Source organism: Flavobacterium sp. J49, assembly GCF_011742145.1.
Classification (GTDB): Bacteria; Bacteroidota; Bacteroidia; order Flavobacteriales; family Flavobacteriaceae; genus Flavobacterium.
Genome location: NZ_JAAQQU010000092.1, coordinates 1 through 2,877, shown reverse-complemented (window position 1 = coordinate 2,877; position 2,877 = coordinate 1). Strand labels below are relative to the sequence as shown.

The 2,877-nt window shown below is 31.2% G+C and carries 4 protein-coding genes; all 4 read left to right on the top strand.

Translation table 11 applies throughout. The annotated features are described in order from the left end of the window. Window positions 1-63: 63 nt before the first annotated feature. The 4 genes from HA632_RS02370 (at window position 64) to HA632_RS02355 (ending at window position 2,732) form a co-directional block, all read left to right on the top strand. Window positions 64-579: a hypothetical protein gene (locus HA632_RS02370; RefSeq protein WP_194967091.1), complete on the top strand. Its 516-nt coding sequence runs from the start codon at window positions 64-66 to the stop codon at window positions 577-579. Window positions 580-758: 179 nt separating this feature from the next. Beyond that, window positions 759-1,283, top strand: coding sequence for a hypothetical protein (locus HA632_RS02365; protein WP_176305636.1), 525 nt, complete (start codon window positions 759-761; stop codon window positions 1,281-1,283). 158 nt (window positions 1,284-1,441) lie between these two features. Beyond that, window positions 1,442-2,293, top strand: coding sequence for a DUF4238 domain-containing protein (locus tag HA632_RS02360; protein WP_176305635.1), 852 nt, complete (start codon window positions 1,442-1,444; stop codon window positions 2,291-2,293). Between the two features lie 220 nt (window positions 2,294-2,513). Continuing rightward, window positions 2,514-2,732, top strand: coding sequence for a hypothetical protein (locus HA632_RS02355; protein ID WP_176305575.1), 219 nt, complete (start codon window positions 2,514-2,516; stop codon window positions 2,730-2,732). Window positions 2,733-2,877: the final 145 nt, after the last annotated feature.

The window sequence follows — 2,877 nt, the reverse complement described above, 5'->3', positions numbered from 1 at the left end:
CGCGAAGCCGCGGAACGTTAGCAAACATTTTTTCAACTGCAAACAACAACCAAAATCTTGAAAATGAAAAACCTATTGTTCTTATTATTTGCTTTGTTGACTTTGCTTTCAAGTTGTAAAAAAGATTTACCAAAAGAGACTGAAAATCCAAAGTTTGTTAGAATTTGGTATGACACAGTCCAGATGATACCATTTAGAGCTACATTAGACATTAAGTCAAACAAAACTTTTGAATATAGAAGCGGTGCATGCCAATCCAGCTCAAAAAGTAACGGAACTTGGAAAATCGAAAATGATACCATAGTTTTGAAAAGTCTAAAACCAAAAGGTTGTCTTTTCCAAAATCGTTTTGGTGTTTATTGCATAAAATTCAATGACAAAAGTTATTTTGAAAACAACAAGACAATTAAAGGTTGTGAACCAAGCGGTAGTGAATCTGAATATGAAATCTTTGAAAATGAAAAGTTCATAATCGAAAACGACACTTTGATTCACATAAATCAAGCAAAAAATGATTGCGGCCAAATAAGAGTTGCATTTTCAACAAAAGAGAAAATGCGACGAAATGTTATTAAATAAAAAAACGTTTGCTAACAGCAGTTTGTGATAATTGCTAGGCTTGGGATTATCCCGAGTTTTCTCCGAAAACTCAAAAAGGAATTTTATATTTGTAATCATCAGTAATTAATCGTCGCAACTATCACAATCTGCGGAACGTTAGCAGTAATAATTCAGGACGAAACTCATAATAAGAACTTATGAATAAGAAAACCAAAAAATGGTTATTAATATTATGCTTTTTGGCAATTTCAGTTTTCTTGTTTTTTAAATTTAATGAAAGGATTAAATTGATTGAATTAACTTCAATTCATGTTGAAACAGAAAACCAACTCGACGTCGAAAAAGTAATAGTTTATCAAGGTCATTACACAATAAATAGAAAAAGTGATGCCGAAATGTTTGATAATAAATATGACCGAATTGTGTTTGAAGGAAGCGGAACGGGAAAAATTAAAACGGAATATGGTGAAAATGACTTTTTAGTGACTTACGATAATAAATATTATTTTCAGTTTAGACAGTTTTGTACAAATGACAATGACCACTACAAATACAATCTCACGGTTTTAAAAAAAGACAACAGAATCTATTTAAAAGCGGACATCGACGGCGGAATGAAATTTGAAAGACAAATGAACTTGATAAGTGATGCTGGAAAATTGAGATGTAACAAAACTATAGATGATGAAAAAGGTCATTATAACGGATTGGAATTAGATTAAAATTACTACTGCTAACAGCCGTTTGGTAGCATGGCTGGTTTTGCATTTCTTAGTCGGAAAGTGCTAAGTTCAAAATTTGATTATATTTACAACTAATTATTTAAAAAGTCGCCACGACTACCAAGCGGCGGCACGTTAGCTGCTATATTCACAACTTTATGGCTAAATTTCAACATAAGAATGACCATCATACGATTCCTCGGTGTTATTTGAAAAATTTTTCAGATGATGGAAAATTTATATACAGAAAATTAAAAGAGAAAAATGATTATGGAAAAGAGAATCTTGATTTAAAAAAACCAATTTCTCTTAAAAGCGCAACTGTAAAAGATAATTTCTATACTATTAAGAAATCGCCAGAACCAATGGTAATTGAAACTGTTTTTTATGATTTCGAAGTTGAAAATCATTATGAAAAGCTATACAAAAAACTCATCGGTAATGATTCTGAGATAATTATAACAATGGAAGAAAGAACTCGATTATTAATGTTTTTCCTTTCTTTACATTGTAGAACTCCAAAACAATTTGAATTATTCTTCAAAAATATTCCAAAAGAACTCGAGCACGAAACAGAACTTATTAAAGAAGAATACAAAGCTGGACATATTGGGAAAACTTTAATCGAGTTTACAAAAAAACATGAATATAAAGTATTCAAAATAGTAAAGTTATCTGATGGCTCTGAATTTTTAACAAGTGACAATCCATTTCTCATAGTTAATGAATTCGGACATTTAAAAAACATGGATTTTAGAGAGCAATTTAACGAGGAAAACAAATTCTTAATTCCTATAGATAACAAGCATTGCCTCATAATGACAAACGGAAATGATAAAAATGGAATTCCAATTAGCGGAAAAGTTTTTTATAACAAAATTGAGAGAATTGATGTTGATTGCAATTTTGCCCAAAATATTAATTTTTTAACACTCGAAAGTGCTGAAAAACTAATTTTTGGTTCAGAAAAATATATAAAGGCTTTTTTTAGTTTTATTAAACTTAATTAATACAATACAGCAGCTAACAGCAGTTTGCAACAATTGCAGGGTTTGGGCTTTCACCGAATTTTCTCCGAAAATTCAAAAAGTAATTTTATATTTGGAATCGGCGGTGATTAAATTTTGCAACTGTTGCAAGCCGCGGCACGTTGTGTGCAATTTAGCGCTCGAAACCGGATAAATAGCTGTAAAATTTTTGAGGAAAAGGATAGAGTTAAGAAGCGGAAAAATGATTTTATTTTTTCGTCAAGCCTTGCAAACGGGTTTGCTGAAAATGTATTTTCAAAGCGAAGACGCTAAAAGGCTTGCCAAAGTTACAAGAAAAAAATTACAAAGTCAAATTTTATATCATGTAACTAGTTTAACTCTAAGCTTTTGTAAAAATTTTAATGCTGAGATTTTAAAAAACTGTACCTATCATCCCGGCGTGATAGGAACAATATTTTAAAATCATTTATCTAGTTTTCTTCACGGCTAAACTGTTCCTGCTTTTTCTTATCTTAGTCGACAAGAAAAACAGCACACAACACACGATTGTTACAATTGCCTGCCGCAGGCGCAACACAGGCAACTGTAGCAATCGTGGGAACGTT